Source organism: Mobilisporobacter senegalensis, from assembly GCF_003752155.1.
In the GTDB taxonomy this organism is placed as follows: Bacteria; Bacillota; Clostridia; order Lachnospirales; family Lachnospiraceae; genus Mobilisporobacter; species Mobilisporobacter senegalensis.
The window spans coordinates 40,491-60,067 of record NZ_RJVG01000010.1 but is presented as its reverse complement, the minus strand read 5'-3'; the positions used below and the strand labels follow the sequence as shown (position 1 = coordinate 60,067).

The 19,577-nt window shown below is 32.9% G+C and carries 22 protein-coding genes; 15 read left to right on the top strand and 7 right to left on the bottom strand.

The window, feature by feature from the left end:
• Nucleotides 1–315: 315 nt before the first annotated feature.
• Nucleotides 316–954, top strand: coding sequence for a helix-turn-helix domain-containing protein (locus EDD66_RS14615; protein ID WP_123610323.1), 639 nt, complete (start codon nt 316–318; stop codon nt 952–954).
• A gap of 143 nt (nt 955–1,097) precedes the next feature.
• On the opposite strand, the gene EDD66_RS14610 is transcribed toward EDD66_RS14615, so the two are convergent.
• The 6 genes from EDD66_RS14610 to EDD66_RS14585 form a co-directional block, all read right to left on the bottom strand.
• On the bottom strand, nt 1,098–1,265 hold the full coding sequence (locus EDD66_RS14610; protein ID WP_123610322.1) for a DUF362 domain-containing protein: 168 nt from the start codon (nt 1,263–1,265) through the stop codon (nt 1,098–1,100).
• Between the two features lie 101 nt (nt 1,266–1,366).
• Nucleotides 1,367–2,134 (bottom strand): pyruvate formate-lyase-activating protein, encoded by a 768-nt coding sequence (pflA, locus tag EDD66_RS14605; protein ID WP_123610321.1) that lies wholly within the window; start codon nt 2,132–2,134, stop codon nt 1,367–1,369.
• Between the two features lie 80 nt (nt 2,135–2,214).
• The gene (grcA3, locus tag EDD66_RS14600; protein ID WP_330511293.1) at nt 2,215–2,451 is read right to left on the bottom strand and encodes an autonomous glycyl radical cofactor GrcA3; all 237 of its coding nucleotides are present in this window, start codon (nt 2,449–2,451) and stop codon (nt 2,215–2,217) included.
• Between the two features lie 92 nt (nt 2,452–2,543).
• Nucleotides 2,544–2,747 (bottom strand): hypothetical protein, encoded by a 204-nt coding sequence (locus tag EDD66_RS14595; RefSeq protein WP_123610319.1) that lies wholly within the window; start codon nt 2,745–2,747, stop codon nt 2,544–2,546.
• 9 nt (nt 2,748–2,756) lie between these two features.
• Complete coding sequence (gene pflB, locus EDD66_RS14590) at nt 2,757–4,805, bottom strand: formate C-acetyltransferase (RefSeq protein ID WP_123610318.1); 2,049 nt, start codon at nt 4,803–4,805, stop codon at nt 2,757–2,759.
• 302 nt (nt 4,806–5,107) lie between these two features.
• Nucleotides 5,108–5,908: an adaptor protein MecA gene (locus tag EDD66_RS14585; protein ID WP_123610317.1), complete on the bottom strand. Its 801-nt coding sequence runs from the start codon at nt 5,906–5,908 to the stop codon at nt 5,108–5,110.
• A gap of 391 nt (nt 5,909–6,299) precedes the next feature.
• Between EDD66_RS14585 and EDD66_RS14580 the strand changes: the two genes are divergently transcribed.
• From EDD66_RS14580 to EDD66_RS14545, 8 genes are all read left to right on the top strand, one after another.
• Nucleotides 6,300–7,757, top strand: coding sequence for a serine/threonine-protein kinase (locus EDD66_RS14580; RefSeq protein WP_170164375.1), 1,458 nt, complete (start codon nt 6,300–6,302; stop codon nt 7,755–7,757).
• Complete coding sequence (locus EDD66_RS14575; RefSeq protein ID WP_123610315.1) at nt 7,729–8,367, top strand: hypothetical protein; 639 nt, start codon at nt 7,729–7,731, stop codon at nt 8,365–8,367. The genes EDD66_RS14580 and EDD66_RS14575 overlap by 29 nt, the downstream gene beginning before the upstream one ends.
• 26 nt (nt 8,368–8,393) lie before the next feature.
• Nucleotides 8,394–9,128: a hypothetical protein gene (locus EDD66_RS14570; protein WP_123610314.1), complete on the top strand. Its 735-nt coding sequence runs from the start codon at nt 8,394–8,396 to the stop codon at nt 9,126–9,128.
• A 161-nt stretch (nt 9,129–9,289) separates the two neighbouring features.
• A complete protein-coding gene (locus EDD66_RS14565) occupies nt 9,290–9,538 on the top strand; it encodes a hypothetical protein (protein ID WP_123610313.1) in 249 nt (82 codons plus the stop codon).
• Between the two features lie 228 nt (nt 9,539–9,766).
• Nucleotides 9,767–11,470: a glycosyl hydrolase family 18 protein gene (locus EDD66_RS14560; protein WP_243115381.1), complete on the top strand. Its 1,704-nt coding sequence runs from the start codon at nt 9,767–9,769 to the stop codon at nt 11,468–11,470.
• Between the two features lie 111 nt (nt 11,471–11,581).
• A complete protein-coding gene (locus EDD66_RS14555; protein WP_123610312.1) occupies nt 11,582–12,286 on the top strand; it encodes an N-acetylmuramoyl-L-alanine amidase in 705 nt (234 codons plus the stop codon).
• A gap of 118 nt (nt 12,287–12,404) precedes the next feature.
• Nucleotides 12,405–13,454 carry an L-threonylcarbamoyladenylate synthase gene (locus tag EDD66_RS14550; protein ID WP_123610311.1) on the top strand — a complete coding sequence of 350 codons (1,050 nt, stop codon included), beginning with the start codon at nt 12,405–12,407 and terminating at the stop codon, nt 13,452–13,454.
• Nucleotides 13,455–13,484: 30 nt separating this feature from the next.
• Complete coding sequence (locus EDD66_RS14545; protein ID WP_123610310.1) at nt 13,485–13,946, top strand: arsenate reductase/protein-tyrosine-phosphatase family protein; 462 nt, start codon at nt 13,485–13,487, stop codon at nt 13,944–13,946.
• Between the two features lie 80 nt (nt 13,947–14,026).
• On the opposite strand, the gene EDD66_RS14540 is transcribed toward EDD66_RS14545, so the two are convergent.
• Nucleotides 14,027–14,509 (bottom strand): DUF402 domain-containing protein, encoded by a 483-nt coding sequence (locus EDD66_RS14540; RefSeq protein ID WP_123610309.1) that lies wholly within the window; start codon nt 14,507–14,509, stop codon nt 14,027–14,029.
• Between the two features lie 291 nt (nt 14,510–14,800).
• On the opposite strand from EDD66_RS14540, the gene EDD66_RS14535 reads away from it, so the two are divergent.
• Genes EDD66_RS14535 through EDD66_RS14510 form a run of 6 tightly spaced genes read left to right on the top strand, consistent with a single transcriptional unit; the run spans nt 14,801 to nt 19,558 of the window.
• The gene (locus EDD66_RS14535) at nt 14,801–15,109 is read left to right on the top strand and encodes a hypothetical protein (RefSeq protein ID WP_123610308.1); all 309 of its coding nucleotides are present in this window, start codon (nt 14,801–14,803) and stop codon (nt 15,107–15,109) included.
• Between the two features lie 37 nt (nt 15,110–15,146).
• Nucleotides 15,147–17,159 (top strand): V-type ATP synthase subunit I, encoded by a 2,013-nt coding sequence (locus tag EDD66_RS14530; RefSeq protein ID WP_123610307.1) that lies wholly within the window; start codon nt 15,147–15,149, stop codon nt 17,157–17,159.
• The gene (locus EDD66_RS14525; RefSeq protein ID WP_123610384.1) at nt 17,152–17,634 is read left to right on the top strand and encodes a V-type ATP synthase subunit K; all 483 of its coding nucleotides are present in this window, start codon (nt 17,152–17,154) and stop codon (nt 17,632–17,634) included. Before EDD66_RS14530 ends, EDD66_RS14525 begins: the two co-directional genes overlap by 8 nt.
• 19 nt (nt 17,635–17,653) lie before the next feature.
• Nucleotides 17,654–18,250 carry a V-type ATP synthase subunit E gene (locus tag EDD66_RS14520; protein WP_123610306.1) on the top strand — a complete coding sequence of 199 codons (597 nt, stop codon included), beginning with the start codon at nt 17,654–17,656 and terminating at the stop codon, nt 18,248–18,250.
• A gap of 23 nt (nt 18,251–18,273) precedes the next feature.
• Nucleotides 18,274–19,242: a V0D/AC39 family V-type ATPase subunit gene (locus EDD66_RS14515; protein ID WP_123610305.1), complete on the top strand. Its 969-nt coding sequence runs from the start codon at nt 18,274–18,276 to the stop codon at nt 19,240–19,242.
• On the top strand, nt 19,235–19,558 hold the full coding sequence (locus EDD66_RS14510) for a V-type ATP synthase subunit F (RefSeq protein WP_123610304.1): 324 nt from the start codon (nt 19,235–19,237) through the stop codon (nt 19,556–19,558). The genes EDD66_RS14515 and EDD66_RS14510 overlap by 8 nt, the downstream gene beginning before the upstream one ends.
• The last annotated feature ends 19 nt before the right edge of the window (nt 19,559–19,577 follow it).

Genomic DNA, 19,577 nt, shown 5'->3' with positions numbered 1-19,577 from the left:
TTTGATAATAGTATCATTGTATCCTGATCTAAAATGAGCTGAAATAAAAAATAAAAGTATCTGTCCGAACTCTTTACATGCAAGAAAATACAGAAAAACAAATGGATGCTGTCAAGATGGGTTGACAGATAAAAGATGATAGAAAATGCTGTCGATAATTTAAATTGTAAAAACTAGGAAATTTTGTTGCAATTGAATATTGCTGTGGTATAATATTATTAATGTAAATATTTGTAATAATTAAGACAATTTAGATATTTGGGACAAACAGTCATCATTGATCTTTATTGTTTATAACTTTGGAGGAGGGCTATAATGAGCACGACAAGATATATCATATCGGATGCTTCAAAAAAAGTTGACGTAGAACCACATGTTCTAAGGTATTGGGAGGAAGAATTAGAGATAGAGATACCAAGAAACGAGATGGGTCATAGATACTATAAACAGGAACATATAGACACTTTTAAAACGGTAAAAGCTCTAAAGGATCAAGGGTTTCAATTAAAAGCCATTAAAATGTTAATATCTGATTTACATAATATTGAAGGATTAGATACCCAAACTATCTTAAGGTTAAGAGAAGAACTGAATGAAAAAGCAATGGAATTAGAATCAAAAGAAATCATTGAGACTACAAATGGGACAAGTGTCAGTGAATGCAATACCATGGAAGATAAAATGGGGCAGTTTAAAGTTATCATGCATAATTTGATAGTGAACGCCCTACAGGAGAACAATTCAACACTAACGGAAAGTCTAAGTACAGATATTACAGAAGGTGTTATTAAAGAAATGGATTATCTTTTAAGACTGAAAGAAGAAAGAGAAGAAGAAAGATACAAAAAGTTTGATGAAACAATACGTGGATATCAAAAGAGTAGATTAGAAATTGCTGCAGGAAAAGAGAATAAAAACAGAAAAAAAGGGATATTATTCCGTAAGAATAGATAAAGTATATAAATGAAATTTAATTCATTTATAGTATAATATAATTCAAGATAAAAGTCGAAGAGTTAAAATATAGATAGTAAAGAAATAGTGTTATATTATAGGGGTAAAAAGAAAAGCTCGTCCAAAGCGAGCTTTTCTTTTTATTAAGCTATGATTGCGCCTGTTGGGCAAGTAGCAGCGCATGAGCCACAATCTATACAAGCGTCTGCATCAATTTCATATTGAGAAGCACCTTCTGAGATAGCTTCAACTGGACATTCTGCAGAACATGCTCCACAGCTAATGCATTCGTCAGTAATTTTATAAGCCATTGTACTTTATCCTCCTTTTTATATAGTAATAAAATTCTGTATAATTCTATTACCTTGTTTGTATTATTTTAATATAAATATATGGTTTTTACAAGCTAATTTTAACCATTTTGTTGGGATTTCTTTTCAAGGAGCCGCCTTTTCATACCTTTAAGAATGGTATTACGGGCTTTTATGGCTTCCGATTTGCCTATGGATTTTAAGTCTGCCAGAGGATAATCAATGCCAAGCTCTTGATATTTTGCTTTTCCCATATCATGATAAGGAAGTACATCTAAAGCTTTGACATTTGTTAAATCACCGATGAAATATCCTAATTTATCAAGATATTCTTCGTCGTCAGTGATTGTTGGGACAACAACATGGCGAATCCATACGGGAACCTTTTTTTTATCCAAATACCTGGAAAAAGCCAGTATTTGATCGTTGGTCTGACCTGTCAGATCCTCATGTAATACAGGGTCTATATGTTTTATGTCTAACATGATAAGATCTGTTACACTTAATAATCGATCAATTTTTTCTATTATTCTGGGATTGTTTTCATTAAAAACTATTCCGGAGGTATCAAGGCAGGTATGAATTTCTTTCTCTTTTGCCTTTTCAAACAATTCAATTAAAAAATCCATCTGCATCATAGGTTCGCCCCCCGTTGCAGTGATACCTCCATCTTTTAAGAAGTTTCGATAGCTCTCATATTCTTTAAGAATATCATCAACTTCAACCTCTTTCCCAGTTTTAAGGTCCCAGGTATCTGGATTATGACAGTATTTACAACGCATTGGACAACCCTGCATAAAGACGACATAGCGAATTCCGGGACCATCAACTGTACCAAAAGATTCTGTGGAGTGAATATATCCTTTCATAATCTATGACCTGCCTTTCTATCTATTAATAAATGTTATAGTTCAGCCGTACTATTCATGTATGGCTGAACTGTAATAAATTACATATTTGTATGGAATGTACGGGCGATTACATCATCTTGTTGTTCTTTTGTAAGTTTTATAAAGTTTACTGCATATCCGGATACACGTACAGTTAACTGAGGGTAATTTTCCGGATGTTTTTGTGCATCCAGCAATGTTTCTTTTGTAAATACATTAACATTAAGGTGATGACCACCTTGCTCTACATATCCATCTAACATATTAACTAAATTATCAATTTGTTGATTATTCATAATAATGTCCTCCTTTTACAATAGAAACAGTAATGATTCCTATTTCTATCTTTATTTTAGTCTTTCTTTCTATATAAGTCAATACTAATCAGCTATATTTCATCATCAATATCTTTATGAAGAGTAGGGACAGAACAAGCCATATTATTGTTGCAGATTACGCTGTTGAATGTTTCAACTGCTACTTCAGAAATATTTTCTGAGTCACTGACTTGAACATTCATATGTCCACCGCCATTTCCCATAAAACTGTCTAACATAGTAATTAAGTCATCTATACGTTGTTCTTCTGTCATATTGTCACCTTATTTCTCATCCATTAATCGATCCAGATCTAATTCTCCCATAAATACCTGATCATCTTTTCCAAGAGCGCCCGGGATGATTGAGAAAGTATTTGAAATACCATCTTGAGCATCTTTAAATGGAAGTTTTGCAACAGATGCTAAAGATGCGACTGCACCATGGGTATCACGTTTATGCATTGGGTTAGCTCCAGGAGCCAAAGGTTCTCCCATTCTTCTTCCGTCCGGTGTATTACCAGTCTTTTTACCATATACAACATTTGAAGTAATTGTTAAGATTGACATGGTAGGGAAGCCATCACGGTAAGTATGATGTTTGCGGATTTTATCCATGAAAGTATGAACAAGATTTACAGCAATTTGATCCACACGGTCATCGTTATTACCGTATTTAGGGAAATCACCTTCTACTTCATAATCTGTTATGATACCATCTTCGTCACGAATCACTTTTACTTTTGCATATTTAATTGCACTTAATGAATCGGCAACAACAGATAAACCAGCAATACCAGTAGCAAAATAACGTTTTACTTCTCTATCATGTAATGCCATTTGGATTTTCTCATAAGCATATTTATCGTGCATATAATGGATGACATTAAGAGTATTTACATAAAGACCGGCTAACCATTCCATCATATCATCAAATTTTTGCATTACATCATCGTAGTCCAGATAATCACCTTCTATAGCACGATATCTTGGACCAACTTGTATTTTTAGTTTTTCATCTATACCGCCATTGACAGCATATAATAAACATTTTGCTAAGTTGGCGCGGGCACCAAAGAATTGCATTTCTTTACCGATTCTCATAGAAGATACACAACATGCGATTGCATAATCATCACCATGAGTTACTCTCATCAGGTCATCATTTTCATATTGAATTGCTGAAGATTGAATGGACATCTTAGCACAGTAGCGCTTAAAGTTTTGTGGAAGACGTGTTGACCAAAGAACAGTCAGGTTTGGTTCCGGTGCAGGTCCTAAGTTTTGTAAAGTGTGAAGATATCTGTAGGAACTCTTAGTTACCATATGACGTCCATCAACACCAACACCACCAATTGTTTCAGTTACCCAGGTTGGGTCTCCTGAGAATAATGCATTGTATTCTGGCGTACGTGCAAATTTAACAAGGCGTAATTTCATAATAAAATGATCAATATATTCCTGTGCCTGTTCTTCTGTAATAACACCGTTATTTAAATCTCTGGTGATATAGATATCAACGAAGGTTGAAGTACGTCCAAGACTCATTGCAGCTCCGTTTTGTTCTTTCACAGCGGCTAAGTATCCAAAGTATAACCATTGGATTGCTTCTTTGGCATCCTTAGCAGGCTTTGAAATGTCAAAACCATAGATATTACCAAGTTCTTTTAATTCTTCTAAAGCGCGAAGCTGTTCTGCTAATTCTTCACGCAGACGCATATTATCTGATGTCATACGAACAAGAGAAGTTGCAAGCTGATTCTTCTTGTCTTCAATTAAAAAGTCAATTCCATATAATGCTACACGGCGATAATCACCGATGATACGTCCTCTGCCATAAGCATCTGGAAGACCTGTAATAATGGCAGATTTTCTGGCTAATTTCATCTCTGGAGTATAAACATCAAACACACCCTGATTGTGTGTTTTGCGATATTTTGTGAAGATATCTACAATTTCAGGGTCTACTTCATAACCATTTTCATGACAAGCATTTTGGGCCATACGGATACCACCAAATGGTTGAAGAGAACGTTTGAATGGTTTTTCTGTTTGAAAACCAACGATAGTCTCTAAACCTTTGTCAAGATATCCAGCTCCATGTGAAGTGATAGTGGATACTACATGAGTATCCATATCTAAAACACCACCAGCTTCTCTTTCTTGCTTTGATAATTCTAATACTTGATCCCATAATTTATTGGTTGCTTCTGTAGGGCCAACTAAAAATGATTCGTCACCATCATACATGGTGTAATTTTTTTGAATAAAATCTCTTACGTTAACGGTTGAAGTCCACTTTCCTTCTCTAAATCCGTTCCATTCTGTGTACATAAGATAACCTCCTAATAATATAATGAATGAACAGACATGATATTTTCACATCTGCAGTTACCGAAATAATATAATTTTCAAATCTTTGGATACTGTATACAATATATATATCCTGTGTATTTTGTATTATATATGAATACTGTATACACGTCAAGTTCTTTGGATACTAAAATGATAAGAATTCTTGTATTTTTTCAGAAACATAAAAATATTTATCAATAACAAAATGAGATGCGGTTTTTATGTAAGTAAGAGGGATTCCTATTACATAAAAAATGCCCCGCAAATAGGGGGCATTTTGTCTACATGGAAGATAATAATTGTATTGCTTGATCTCTGATTATAATTTGATAATGCTCATCAAAATAAGAAGAACTTGCATAAGTAGTGCGTTCAATCTTTCCATATTCAGATATTATATTACATACTTTATTGTATTCTTTTGGTGAATGATCTGATTTATAAGTTATTAGATAATATCTTTTATTATCCTGATTCTTATAAAGACTATTCTTACCTTTATAGTAGAATACAACAATATTAGCTAAATGAATTACATCATCAAGTGTATCAAAGGAATACACTTTCATAAGATTCATGGCCGGAGTAACTTCTTTCACCTCTTCTTTTTTATTAGACTTACTGGAACCTAAAGCCTTAGGGAGAGGTATAAAGTTAGTATCTTCTTCGGTATTCTTAGATTCAGGATCCAATATTTCATCTAAATGGGCAAAAGAATTAATAATTTCATCTGCATAAGAATTATCGGTATCTTCAGTATTTTCATAGTCGAAATCTTCCATATCGCTGTCACGGGATTCAGAAAACTTTGAGAACCTGGTATCAAGTTCATCTGGATTTTCAACTTTAGTAATTACCAATATTAAGCATTCGCTGGATATTGGTATTGCTTCTATCATGAGAGGAATATCATCTGCTTCAAAGCCAAATTCATATGAAGCTTGTTGCATCATATCACGAAAAAGATTTTTTGCTTTTTCAGTTCCATAAGCTAGTTCACTGATCCTAAGTTCTCTGTCTGCCAAGTCTTCTTTACTTAAAGTGCAACGGATTTGATTATCACTGATCTTTTCTATCTTCATAGAATCACATCCTTTTTATATAATCGGCATCAGCCATTGTTAGTTCTAAATCTTAGTATTAATATAATATATTATCATCTTCTAGTCTATAGTATTGACATGATACATTATATATTATAATGTAAAAAAAGTATAAGTTAAAAACCATATAAAGTCAATAAATAAAGTATTAAATTATTATGACAATACATAACAAAGTATAACATAGTTTCGTATAAAAAAGATATCCTTTTTTCGGTATAATATTACAAACATATACAAAATATTTGTTTATTTTCACCATTAAAAAATTATTGCAACTGTATGTTAATAAGTTTATAATCTTTTTAAGAGATATATGATTCAAAAGATAATATTTCTGATGGAAAGGAGATAATGTATACAGCAAATATTGTTTGACAAGTATCGTATCGTTAAAATACTTGGAAGTGGTGGCAGCGCTACGGTTTATCTTGCTAGGCATATCAAATTAGAATCTTTTAGAGCAATTAAGTGTATTAGAAAAGACAATCCATTCTATAAGGATGCACTTAGGGAAGCTTACATTTTAAAAAATCTTAGACACTCAAATATTCCTATAATATATGATATTGAAGAAGACCCCAGGTGTTCCTACATTATTGAAGAATATATTGAAGGAGAATCTTTAAAGTCATTTCGACTTAATCATCGTTTTATTCAAGAAAGCATCATTATTAATTTCTCAATGCAAATCTGCGAATTAATTCAATATTTACACAAAAATGAAAAACCGATTTTATATTTGGATTTAAAGCCAGAGAATATTATGGTTTCAAATCATACCCTAAAATTAATTGATTTTGGCACGGCAGTCTATTTTAAAGAACCTGAAAAGTATACACATACGGTAGGAACAAAAGGGTATGCTGCTCCTGAACAATATAAAAAGGGAAAGATAGATGAACGCTGTGATGTATATGGTATAGGAATGTTACTTTTCTATCTGGTGACTGGAAGAACATTTGATTGGAAAATCAATGAGTTTAAGAATATTGATAAAGTATCAAACTGTTCCAAGAAGTTAAAAGGGATTATAAATAAGTGTCTAAAATATTACCCCTCACATAGATATCAGTCGGTTTTACATCTGTACAATAAATTATCAGAAATAAGGCAGAACAGTCTAGCTGCAAATCTTTTGAAATCTGACAAATCTCTTACTGTCTCTCTGGCAGGCTCCCAAAACAGGATCGGCACTACTCATACAGCACTTCTTATAACTTCCTATACTAATAAATATGTAGCAAACAGCATTTACATGGAACAAAATGATCATAGAGTTGTAAAATCCATAATCCAAAGATATAAAAATGTGAAAGAGAAAAGACACATCTATACCCTGTTTGACTGTAATATGACAGAAGTACAAGAGCTGGATAAAGAGCTTCTTAAAAATTATCAGATTATAGTGAAAGATTTTGGGGTCTTAACCCAGGAGAATCTCATAGATTTTCTTGATGGAAATATTCGAATTTTAATTCTTGGCGCTAAGGAATGGGAACTTTCTAACTCAGAAAGAGTGTTAAATGAATTAATAGAATATAAAGATATTACTTATTTATTTAACTTTGTTGATGGGAAAGTGTTTAGAGAAGCAGTGAAATCTATGGATGGTAAAAATTGCAGCAGAATTCCATATGTAGTGAATCCGCTAAAGATAACTCATAACGAAAGTATTTCTGAACTTATTAAGGAGATATTGGGTCATAGTTATTTTAATAGGAAAAAATCTAAAATATTCAAGTTCATATATCAAAGAATCAGATCATATACAGTGGATCAGGAAAAGGGGTTGCTGGGTGAAGAAAAACCCGATATTAATACGTAATATAATAAGGGGCAGGAAAAACCCTGATAAGATCGTCATAGGATTAATTGGAACTCACAAAGGAGCAGGAGTGACCCATACCAGCATCATGCTTGCAAACTATTTAAGTAAATGCAGGGGATTTAAAACTGCCTATCTTGAGATGAATGAAGAAGATGATATTAAACATCTTCTGTATGCATATGAAAATAATGGGGATAAATTTTATGAGAAAAGAAAGTTTAAAATATACACTACTACCTATTACAAAAATGTGAGGGAGAAAGATCTTATAGAAATATTAAATGAAGAGTATGAATATTTTATCTTAGATTTTGGGATGGATTTCAATAAGAATAAAAGCGAATTTTTGCGTTGTGATGTGAAATTAGTGATAGGAAGTTTGACAGAATGGAAAAGGCACACTCTTTTTTTGTTTGTTAAAAGCAAAAAAGAATTACCTGGGTTTTTATATTGGAAGTATCTTATAGTTTTTGCTCAAAAAAAAGATATTAAAATTGCTTCAAATGAATTACATTTGAAATTAGATAGTATTGGGTATGAACCAGATCCACTTCTACTTTCCAAGGAAACCAAAGAATTGTTTCAAAAAATAATCTTTCCATCATAACTGACTATTATAAAAGGAGGTGAAATGTGTCAGTTATACGACAAAGAAAGATACGTTTAAAAAGACGTGGTATTATAATAGGTATGGTTTTATTTATAGTTGCTATAATATCTTTATCTTCTATTCTTTACTTTAACTCAAGGGCAGAGCCTGATGGAGAGGATAGACAAGAATATAAAGAAGAAATCACTATAAAAGATGAAATGCAGGCAAAGCCTATTAAGAATCTATTAAGAGAAGAGATTGCAGCGGATTTAAGGCTGCATTATTATAATAATATTAAATTATCAGATAAGATATCAATTGGCGATTACATTGATATCAGAATATCATATGAGAATGGTATGGATTTTATTGTATTGCCAAAGAAAAGAGTGATAGACGTATCAATATCTAATAATAATCTGGAAAGTTGTATATGGCTTGAAGTTTCGGAAGAAGAGATACTTAGAATGTCAAGTGCTTTTGTGGATTTATACCACTATGAAAGAAGTGTGATTTATGCGGTTAAGTATCTGAATGAAGCACAGAATATAGCAAAAGCCAATTATCCAGTCAACGATGAAGTTAGAAAATTAATTGACAGTGATCCAAATATCATAAATAAAGGGATTCATCTGAAAGAATCAATATATCGTAAAGTAATTGATAAATTGGATCATATGTCAGATGCTTTAGTGGAAGACACTGCAACCTGGGGAGAGGGCAGTCATACAACTAATGCAAATGATTATGATGAGGACATTGTATACTTAGATTAACAGAATAAAGCTGAAGAAATAATTACTTTAGATAATTAGTGTAATATATCACAAACATGACCTACTTATCGAATGTAAAATGCACTGTTTTATTTTAACGGTTTTATTGGTATCTTAAAGAATTGGATATTATTATCAGATAAAATAGAGGGAGAATTAGTATGTTAATAAGGGAAACAATCGCTCATCAGAAAAGGGATGAGAATTATTATAAGGGAAATATTGAAGAAATGATCTGGGCACAAGATTTAGGTATTAGTTTTGTAATTGATAATAGAACCTGTTCGTATGTTAATGATTATCATTTTATCTGTAATATACTTTCAGATGACAGCTATATGAGAGACTATATTCCTGATGAACAGGGGAAAATCATTCAGATTCGTCTAGATAAAGTTAGCAATTATTAGCAAGCATATCGTATAATGGGCTGTTGCGAATATATTAATTTTCCTCATAACATTTATAGAAGATATTTATATTTACAACAGCTCCTTAAAAAAAATTCATCATTGGCCTCAAGAAAAAAGGGATAATTTTATAGTAAAAGAAAAATTTGATTGAGAAAAGTCGAATTCGCTAATGACGATTCTAAGAATCAATGTTATAATAAGAAAGATTAAAGTGGAGGTGCAAAGATGGATCGAAGAAAAAGACAAGCTATTATGGGAACACTCATAGTACTTTTTATAATAACAATAGCGATATCAGCAATTTTAATAAAGAAATTAACTCCTAGTAAAAAAGTCATGGATTTAACTGACTATTATCAAATAAAAGGGGAAGAAATCGTAGTTGTTTTGCAGAATGATATACATGAAACCAAAGGTATTCTAAAAGGAAACCAGATTTACATTAATTACAATACAGTGGTAGAATATCTTAATCCCAGATTTTATTGGGATGAAAAAGAAAATATTTTAATCTATACTACTCCTAATGAAATAATTAAATCAGATGCAGCAAGTCAGGATTATTTTATTAATAAAAGTAAAAATACGGTAGAATATCCCATCACCAAAGTGGATGGTGATAATGTTTATATTGCGTTAGATTTTGTTAAAATGTATTCAGATCTAAAATATGAGGTATATAAAGATCCCAACAGAGTTGTTATAGATTATAAATGGGGAGAATATTTATATGCCAGTGTAAAAAAGAAAACTCAGTTAAGATATAAACCTGATATAAAAAGTGATATCTTAGTTCAATTAAAGGAAGGGCAGAAAGTAGAGTTTGTAGATAGTGGTGAAAGTGCAGTAGAAGGTTTTAGCAAGGTTATAACTGAAGATGGTGTGATTGGTTACGTTAAAACAAAATATGTAAAGAACTCTTATTACGAAGTAACAGAAAGTAATTTTAAAGAGCCTGAGTACACAAGCATCCACAAAGACTACAAAATTAATTTGGCATGGCATCAGGTAACGAATCAGACAGCGAATAATAATTTACTTTATATGCTTGAAGCTGTGAAAGGAGTAAATACTATTTCTCCTACTTGGTTTTCTGTCATTAGCGAAGATGGAGAACTATCTTCACTTGCCAGTGAAAGATATGTAGAAAGAGCTCATGATTTAGGAATAGAGGTTTGGGCTCTGGTGGATGATTTTAATCCGGATATAAATATGTATAATCTATTATCTGTAACTTCAAAGAGAGAAAAACTAATTAATAATTTGATTGCATATGGAATTCAGTATAACTTAGACGGAATTAATATTGATTTTGAGAAAGTTTCATTAGATACAGGAGTTCATTTCATTCAATTTATCAGAGAACTTTCTGTGAAATGCAGAAACAATGGTATCATATTATCGGTAGATAACTACGTGCCAACTGCATATTCTGCATATTATAACAGAGAAGAACAGGGTAATGTAGTTGATTATGTTATTACTATGGCATATGATGAAACTCATGGAGGATCAGAAAAGAGTGGTTCTGTAGCATCTTATAATTTTGTGAAATCGGGTGTTGAGAATACTTTAAAAGAAGTACCAAAAGAAAAAGTAATTATAGGAATTCCGTTCTTTACCCGCCTTTGGAAAGAGACCCCGGAAGGTGAAGGCGTTAAGGTAACATCACAAGCTTATGGAATGAAGGAAGCGGCTAACGTGCTTGATAGAAATGATGCAAAAATTGTATGGGATGAGGAACTAAAGCAGAACTACGGTGAATTTGAAGAAGATGGCGCAACATTTAAGATGTGGCTTGAAGATGAACAATCTTTAGAGGCTAAATTAAAAGTAATTAGCGATAACGATGTGGCTGGAGTTGCGGCGTGGAAGTTAGGCTTAGAAGATAAGGGCATTTGGAATACGATTATTAAATATATAAATTAATAACAAAGGCGGAGCTTAAAAACATTTTCATTCATTTTTAACGTTCTGCCTTTGTTCTTTCTTTCATAGAATATATTAAAAATTAGTTAGAGACTATTTAGGAATTCATCTATGAAGAAATATTTTGATACTATATTTTTAGTAATTGTTTTTATAACAATGGTTTTATTCTCAACAAAGGGCAGGGATGCAATAAAAAGTGTTATGAATCATAGTAAAAGCAGACCTGAGAAGTTAGTGGTTCTAATCGATGCCGGACATGGGGGAAGAGATCCAGGCAAAATAGGTGTGAATAATGTACTTGAAAAAGACATTAATCTGGCTATTGCTATGAAATTAAAAAGTTTTCTTGAATTAAATGATATAGAAGTCGTTATGACAAGAACTGAGGATATGGGGCATTATAGCGAGTCTGATAGTAATAAAAAAATGGCTGATCTTAGAAAAAGAATTTCCATGATGGATGAAAGTAACCCAATTATTGCAGTAAGCATACATCAAAATAGTTTTGAGCAAAAGAAATATAAAGGGGCTCAAGTATTTTATCATTCAAAATCCACAGAGGGTAAGGCACTTGCAGAAATCGTTCAGGCACAGATAAAAGAAACTGTCAAAGATGACAATACAAGAAAAGCAAAAGCTAATAGTGATTATTATTTATTAAAAAAATCATCTTGTCCGTTAATTATTGTAGAGTGTGGTTTCTTATCCAATGATCAGGAAGCAGAGCTTTTAGCGAATGAAGTCTATCAGGAAAAAATGGCATGGGCAATCCACCTTGGGATAATGAGACATATTAGCGGGATAGTAGAATAACTTCATAAATAAGTTTAAGTACATAACAACAAAAGGAAATATATGTAAAATATTACTTGCTTTTATTGCCAAGTTTTATAAAGAGTGTTATAATGACAAAGGAAAAGTGGAGATTATTATGAATACAGAAATTATTAAAATAGATAAAGTAAAATTTGAAACGAAAGAGTTAGAAGAAGCAATTAACATATTAAGAAGAGGCGGACTTGTAGCATTTCCAACAGAAACGGTCTATGGTCTTGGTGCCAATGCGTTAAATGAAGAGGCAGCCAGGAAAATTTATGCAGCTAAGGGCAGGCCTTCAGATAACCCTTTAATTATTCATATTGCAGATAAAGATGCATTAAATGAATTAGCAAGTGAAATTCCTAAAGTAGCAGAAAATTTAGTAGAGGCATTTTGGCCAGGGCCTCTAACAATCATATTTAAGAAAAGCGATAAAGTTCCTATGAGTACAACAGGGGGGCTGGATACAGTTGCTATCAGAATGCCGGAAGAGCCTATCTCTCTTGCGCTGATTAAAGAATCAGGAGTATATATTGCGGCTCCTAGTGCCAATACATCTGGAAGACCAAGCCCAACGAAAGCAGAACATGTTATGGATGACCTTAATGGTAAAATCGATATGATAATCGATGGCGGCCCGGTTGGAATCGGTTTAGAATCAACAATTGTTGATGTAACATCCGATATACCGACAATACTTAGACCTGGCTTTATAACAAAGGATATGTTGGAGACGGTGATCGGTGAAGTTGAGATTGATCAGGCGATACTGGACTCAGAGAGCGACATAAAACCCAAAGCTCCTGGTATGAAATACAAACATTATGCACCTAAAGGGGATATTACAATATTTGAAGGAAATTTAGAGGATGTCATATCCCAGATAAACAAAAAAGCCAAAGAGAATGTTTTAAATGGAATTAAGGTTGGTATTATAGCAACGGATGAAACGGTTCATTCTTATAATTATGGGATAATAAAATCTATTGGTACCAGAAAGGATAATACTTCCATTGCAAGAAGTATGTTTGCTTTGCTTAGAGAATTTGATGATCTAGAGGTAGAATATATTTATACTGAAAGTTTTAGGGATGCCGGCCTTGGACAAGCAATTATGAACCGTTTATTAAAAGCAGCTGGACATCATGTGATTAATGCATAGTCCATGTAGGACTATATAAGGAGAGACACAATGATTAAATATGATAAGATTATCTTTGTTTGTACTTCGAATACCAGTCGAAGTGTGATGGCAGAGACGATATATAAAAGCCTGGAAACAAATAGCGATATTGAAGTCATTTCCAGAGGGCTTGTCGTGCTATTTCCTGAGCCGCCGAACCCCAAAGCTGTAATTGTAATGGATAATCATCACCTATCTATAAAAGATCATACATCTATATTATTAAGATCAGAAGATATTACAGAGGATTCATTGTTACTTACAATGAATAACCAGCAAAAAGAAAAATTGATAGAAGACTTCGGATTTGATTTAAATGCCTTTACATTGAAGGAGTTTATTGGTGAAACTGGAGATGTTACAGATCCTTATGGTAAGACACTTGTTGAATATGAAGAATGTTATATTGAATTGGCAAGATTGCTAAAGAAAGCAGTCTATAAATTAAATAAAGATGTGGATAAAGAATAAAATATTTATCTAAAGTAAAATATACAGGGGGGACGTTCTTTGCTAAAGAATGTCCCTATTTTTAAAAGTTATAAAAATATTTAAGATTCATAATCATTTATGTATTTTTGGAGAGTATAAAATCTATCGGTATAGATAATATCTAACAAAGTATCAAGTGTATAGAGAGCCTTTAGGGCTGTTGGTCCATCAATTAAATTCTGTTCAACAGCATCTGCTATTTCTCCTATGTCCAATACTTTAACGAAACCATTCTCATAAATTACTACGTCTGCAAGTAAATCATTAAATATGATGGAATGATTTTTTAAATCAATGATAGTATCAATGATGTCGCAATACCAATATACCAGATTGCCTTCTTCATCATAGATTTTACTGACCTTGATTCCTTTTTTCAGAAAATAAGCGGAAATGCCCCTTGCAATATCTTTTCTGGGTTTTAGGGTATTCCATTTGGTTATAATTAAATCTTCATCTAAAAATAATATTTTATCATCCTTAAGATGAATTGTTTCGTTTGGAATGAAGCGTCTTCGATATAGATTAATTTTATCCTTCAATGGGCTACCTCCAAAATATCGTAAATGTCAGAATTATTATAGGGACGATTTTGACCTTGCAAGAAAGCAAAATTCCCTTCGCGAGTATTATACCATAATTTAATTGGAATAAAAGACAATTTTGAATTTAATGTTTGATATAAATGAATTTAGTATTATTTATTGCTGATAATTAAATATAACAAAATATTATGAATATTAACACAACAAATGTTGAATATTCAGTATATATGTTATATAATTATAAAGCAACCAAAAATAGCCAATATAATGTATATTGGAGGTGATGAGATGGCAAAAGAAGCAATTCAATCTATAAGAGAAGCTGAACTAAAAGCAGAGAAATTAGAGAAAGATGCTTATGTAAAGCGTGAGGAAATTATTAATGACGCATTAGATGAAGCAAAGACAATTGTTTCTAACATGACAAATGAAGTAAAATCAGAAAGTAGTAAAGAACTTGAATTAGCAAGAAGTCAAGGAGAGAGCATGATCGAAGAGGTTATCAATAGAACCGGGAAGGAAATCATGTTGTTAAAAGAATTATCAAAAGGAAAGGAAAAAGAGGCAATACAATTAGTGCTTTCAGAGATAATTTAAAAAATATTACTTTATAAATAAAGGAGGTGTTTGTGCAATGGCAGTGCTGCAAATGCAACGTATAAGCATATGCGCTCTCAAAAAAAATCGTAAGCAGATTTTAGAACTTTTACAGAGGCTTGGTGTTGTTGAAGTGAATGATGTTATTCCTGAAGACAGCTTATTTAAGAAATCCGATGTTACAAAAGGGAGAACTCTATTAGATAAAAATGTAAATAGAGCTAATGATGCTCTTGGGATATTGGATACTTATGCAAAAGAGGATACATCAATGCTTTCTGTTCTAAATGGAAGAACAGAGGTATCAACAACATTATATAATGAATTTTATGATAAACATGATGAAGTATTACGTGTTATCAATCAGATCATTTCCCTTGAAAGATCAATAGCTGAAAATAAGGCGAAGGTTATCAATCTCCAATTACAGATGGAAGCTCTTAAACCTTGGATGAATTTAGATATTCCTATTGATTTAAAAGGTACAAAATCTACAAATGTCTTTATAGGTGCCCTGCCTAATGAATGGACGTTAGATACTGTTTATGAGGAGTTAGCAACATATATGCCAATGCATATTGACATTATTAGTACCTCTCGTGAACAAACCTGCGTCTTAATCGTTTGTTTAAAAGAGAAATCGGACGAGGTCTTAGAAGGTCTTAGGAAAATAGGATTTGCGAAGCCTTCTTCTGCAGGGAAAGAACCGCCTGTAAAGCAGCAGGAAGAATTAGAAAATCAGTTAAATTTGGTAAAACAAGAAATCGAAAATGCTAAGGAGACAATTTCTTCATTAGCATCACGCAGAGAAGATATTCAATTCTTTACTGATTATGATTCAATGAGAACTGAGAAATACGATGTTATCAGTAACCTTGTCCAATCTAAGAATGTATTTGTATTAACAGGTTATATAGCACAAAAAGATGCCCCTCTGGTTGAGAAAGCTTTTGGTGATAATTTTGATGTTGCAATTGAATTTGAATCTGTTGATGAAGATGATAATGTACCGGTTGTATTAAAGAATAATTCATTCTCTGCACCTCTGGAGGGAGTAGTTGAAGCGTTTAGCCCTCCTGGTAAAGGAGAAATTGATCCAACTATGATCATGTCATTATTTTACTATATGCTATTTGGATTAATGCTTTCGGATGCAGCATATGGTGTAATTATGGTACTTGGATGCGGTATCTTATTATTGAAATATAAAAAGATGGAAGAAAATACTAAGAATTCTTTAAAAATGTTCTTATATTGCGGAATTTCTACTATTTTCTGGGGAGTTATGTTTGGCAGTTATTTTGGGGACGTAGTTGATGTAGTTTCACAGACGTTCTTTGGAGTCCATAAAACTATTCCTGCATTATGGTTCTATCCTGTAAATGAACCTATGAGAATGTTAACATTTTCTATGGTTGTGGGTGTGATTCATTTGTTTGCAGGTCTGGGGATGAAGCTTCACCAAAGTTTTAAACTAAAACAATATAAAGATGCTTTTTATGATGTGGTATCATGGTACCTATTACTTATAAGTTCTATATTAGTTCTGTTATCAACTCAACTATTTGTCGATATATTAGGAATTGGTTTTACGCTGCCACCTGTTGTTGGAAAAATATCAGGCGTTCTTGCAGTGGTCGCATCAATTATAATCATCTTAACAAATGGTAGAGAATCACGTAATCCATTTAAACGTTTTTTAAAAGGATTATATGCACTATATGGAATTACTGGATATTTAAGTGATGTACTTTCTTATTCCCGTTTGCTTGCATTAGGGCTGGCAACAGGAGTTATCTGTACAGTTATAAATAAAATGGGAAGTATGGCTGGCGGTGGTATTACTGGAGCAATTTTATTTACCATTGTATTTATTTTTGGTCATACACTTAATATTGGCATTAATGCATTAGGTGCTTATGTACACACAAATCGTTTACAATATGTAGAATTCTTTGGTAAGTTTTTTGAAGGTGGAGGACGTAAGTTCAACCCTTTTAATGTTAAGACAAAATATTATAAATTCAAGGAGAAGACGTATGATGAATAATTTAGGAATTGTATTTGCTTTATTAGGTGCTGTATTAGCAGCGTTATTATCAGGAATTGGTTCAGCAAAAGGTGTTGGCATGGGCGGTGAAGCGGCAGCAGGAGTTATTACAGAAGATCCTTCAAAGTTTGGTAAAGTTCTAATTCTTCAACTTCTACCAGGTACTCAAGGTATCTATGGTCTTTTAATTGCATTCATTACTTTATCTCAGATAGGTATATTAGGTGGTAATGCAGATATTTCACTTGCAAAAGGATTTTTATATTTTGGTGCATGTATGCCTATGGCAATTGTTGGATATGCTTCAGCAATACGTCAGGCACGTGCTTCTGTTGCAAGTATAGCAGTCGTTGCAAAGAAACCAGAACAATTTGGTAAAGCGATGATTTTCCCTGCAATGGTTGAAACTTATGCTATTTTAGCATTACTTATCTCAATTTTAGCAGTCGTAGGAATTGGTGGTTTAAGCATATAATAGTTAGGAGAGTTTGAAGATGACTGGACTAGACAAGATCTTAAAACACATCGAAGAAAATGCTGTTGCTAATGCAGAGGCTGTAATCAATGAGGCAAAAAGAGAAGCTGAAAAAATAATTGCAGATGCAGAGGCAGAAGGAAAGCAAAGATGTGATGAAATAAAGAAACAATCCGAACTAAGTGTAAAAGCAAGTATAAGTCGAGCACAATCTGCAGCCACTCTACAGGAAAAAAAGTTGATTCTTGAAGCAAAACAACAGATTATTACTGATATTATACTGGATGCAAAAAATTATTTACTAGATCTTTCGGATGAGGAATATTTTAAAATTATTATATCAATGATTAAAAGGTATGCACTACCTGAGGCTGGTCAAATTCTGTTTTCAAAAAAAGATTTTAAACGTTTACCAGAACAGTTTGAAGATTTTATCAATTCTACGTTAACAGATAAAATAGGAGCCGCTTTAAAAATATCGAAAGAAACAAGTGATATTAATGGTGGATTTATATTAATATATGGCGAAGTTGAAGTTAACTGCTCCTTTGATGCATTATTTTTTGCTGCTAAGGAAAACTTACAGGATAAAGTACGTGCATTGCTTTTTGAATGAAACAGAAAGGAAGGAGCGATTACATGGCTAAAAATCAATATACTTATGCCGTTGCGCGTATCCGTTCAAAAGAGCTGACGTTACTAAATAATCAGATTTTGGAACAGCTCATTGCCAGTAAAAGTTATGATGAGTGTATTCGTCTTTTACAGGAAAAGGGATGGGGAAACCAGGATACGAAAACAGCAGAAGAAATTCTAGGATTTGAACATGAGAAAACTTGGGAGCTTATGGAAGAGCTCGTTGATGATATTTCTGTATTTGATGTTTTCTTATATGCCAACGATTATCATAATTTAAAAGCAGCAATTAAACAAGCATATGTAGGCACTGAAATCCCCAATATTTATTTATCCCATGGTACCGTGAAAGTTGAAGATCTATATACTTGTGTAAAAGAGAATGATTTTGAGGCTCTGCCAGATCATATGAGAGAAGCTGCCAGGGATGCATACCAAGTTCTGTTTCATACAGGAGATGGACAACTTTGTGATGTTATTATAGATAAAGCGGCTCTTAAAGCGATATATAAAAGAGGGAAGGCATCTGATAATGAAGTATTAGCAGGATTTGCAGAACTTAAAGTGGTTGCATCCAATATAAACATAGCGATCCGAGGGAATAAGACAAGAAAAGGGATAGATTTCTTTCAAAGGGCTCTTGCAGAATGTGATACTTTAGACATTCAAAGGCTGACAGAAGCCGCCCTTGATTCGGAATCGGCAATTCACGAATATCTGTCATCTACAATATATTCAGATGCAGTAGCAGCTTTAAAGGAATCTCTTTCTGCATTTGAGCGTTGGTGTGATAACCGGATTATGGAGCTCATTAAGCCTCAAAGATATAATCCATTTACCATATCACCTCTTGCAGCATTTATACTTGGCAGGGAATCTGAAATGAAATCAGTAAGAATCTTATTGTCAGGGAAGCTAAATGATCTTTCAGAGAATTTGATACGAGAAAGGCTGAGGGAGACATATGTATAAGATAGCAGTAATTGGAGATCGAGATAGTATCTATGGATTTGCTGCGCTAGGCCTTGATACTTATCCTGTAGATGATCCGGGAGAAGCAGGTAAAATGTTAAAAAGGCTGGCCGGAGGTCAATATGCAGTAATATATATCACAGAAAGCTTACAGGCGGAGTTAGAAGCTCAGATAGATACTTATCGTACGGAAAGCCTACCAGCTATTATTCCAATTCCAGGGGTAACAGGCAATACTGGTATGGGAATTTTAAATGTTAAGAAGTCAGTGGAGCAGGCAGTTGGCTCCGATATTATATTTAATAGCGAAAACTAAAGAAGCAGGTGAAAAAGGA

Bases quoted from the DNA above. Each gene is read 5' to 3' on its own strand.
- EDD66_RS14510 (WP_123610304.1), top strand. From the start codon at position 19,235: ATGTATAAGATAGCAGTAATTGGAGATCGAGATAGTATCTATGGATTT.
- EDD66_RS14615 (WP_123610323.1), top strand. From the start codon at position 316: ATGAGCACGACAAGATATATCATATCGGATGCTTCAAAAAAAGTTGAC.
- EDD66_RS14560 (WP_243115381.1), top strand. From the start codon at position 9,767: ATGGATCGAAGAAAAAGACAAGCTATTATGGGAACACTCATAGTACTT.
- EDD66_RS14520 (WP_123610306.1), top strand. From the start codon at position 17,654: ATGACTGGACTAGACAAGATCTTAAAACACATCGAAGAAAATGCTGTT.
- EDD66_RS14535 (WP_123610308.1), top strand. From the start codon at position 14,801: ATGGCAAAAGAAGCAATTCAATCTATAAGAGAAGCTGAACTAAAAGCA.
- EDD66_RS14530 (WP_123610307.1), top strand. From the start codon at position 15,147: ATGGCAGTGCTGCAAATGCAACGTATAAGCATATGCGCTCTCAAAAAA.
- grcA3 (WP_330511293.1), bottom strand. From the start codon at position 2,451: ATGAATAATCAACAAATTGATAATTTAGTTAATATGTTAGATGGATAT.
- pflB (WP_123610318.1), bottom strand. From the start codon at position 4,805: ATGTACACAGAATGGAACGGATTTAGAGAAGGAAAGTGGACTTCAACC.
- EDD66_RS14550 (WP_123610311.1), top strand. From the start codon at position 12,405: ATGAATACAGAAATTATTAAAATAGATAAAGTAAAATTTGAAACGAAA.
- pflA (WP_123610321.1), bottom strand. From the start codon at position 2,134: ATGAAAGGATATATTCACTCCACAGAATCTTTTGGTACAGTTGATGGT.
- EDD66_RS14565 (WP_123610313.1), top strand. From the start codon at position 9,290: ATGTTAATAAGGGAAACAATCGCTCATCAGAAAAGGGATGAGAATTAT.
- EDD66_RS14515 (WP_123610305.1), top strand. From the start codon at position 18,274: ATGGCTAAAAATCAATATACTTATGCCGTTGCGCGTATCCGTTCAAAA.
- EDD66_RS14525 (WP_123610384.1), top strand. From the start codon at position 17,152: ATGAATAATTTAGGAATTGTATTTGCTTTATTAGGTGCTGTATTAGCA.
- EDD66_RS14595 (WP_123610319.1), bottom strand. From the start codon at position 2,747: ATGACAGAAGAACAACGTATAGATGACTTAATTACTATGTTAGACAGT.
- EDD66_RS14610 (WP_123610322.1), bottom strand. From the start codon at position 1,265: ATGGCTTATAAAATTACTGACGAATGCATTAGCTGTGGAGCATGTTCT.
- EDD66_RS14555 (WP_123610312.1), top strand. From the start codon at position 11,582: ATGAAGAAATATTTTGATACTATATTTTTAGTAATTGTTTTTATAACA.
- EDD66_RS14545 (WP_123610310.1), top strand. From the start codon at position 13,485: ATGATTAAATATGATAAGATTATCTTTGTTTGTACTTCGAATACCAGT.
- EDD66_RS14585 (WP_123610317.1), bottom strand. From the start codon at position 5,908: ATGAAGATAGAAAAGATCAGTGATAATCAAATCCGTTGCACTTTAAGT.